At 58.3% G+C, this 218-nt stretch carries 1 protein-coding gene and 1 pseudogene; one reads left to right on the top strand and one right to left on the bottom strand.

What is annotated here, in order from left to right; all coding sequences use genetic code 11:
* A partial coding sequence (locus FDX22_RS20735; protein WP_146717708.1) for a helix-turn-helix domain-containing protein occupies positions 1 to 146 on the top strand: 146 nt, incomplete at its 5' end.
* Here the strand turns inward: FDX22_RS20735 and FDX22_RS32710 are convergent.
* A pseudogene (locus FDX22_RS32710) lies at positions 143 to 218 on the bottom strand (SAM-dependent methyltransferase); the annotation flags it as partial. The gene FDX22_RS20735 and the pseudogene FDX22_RS32710 sit on opposite strands and share 4 nt — an antisense overlap.

Raw genomic sequence — 218 nt, 5'->3', positions numbered from 1 at the left:
AGATCCTGCTGGAGTCCAGTCAGTTACCCGTTGAACGCATCGCCGAACAGGTTGGTTTTCAGTCGCCCGTCACCTGGCGGCAGCATTTTAAATCCCGCTTCGGCGTCAGCCCGGCTGAATGGCGTAAAACCTTTCGCGGCGATTAACCTCTTTTTTGCGCCAGCCAGACGGTGTGCCCGGCGCAGTGCGGATCTTCCATCACCATCTCGACCACCGCA

The organism is Citrobacter sp. TBCS-14, from assembly GCF_005280805.1.
Taxonomy (GTDB): Bacteria; Pseudomonadota; Gammaproteobacteria; order Enterobacterales; family Enterobacteriaceae; genus Citrobacter; species Citrobacter gillenii.
This window is presented reverse-complemented; position numbering and strand designations above follow the sequence as displayed.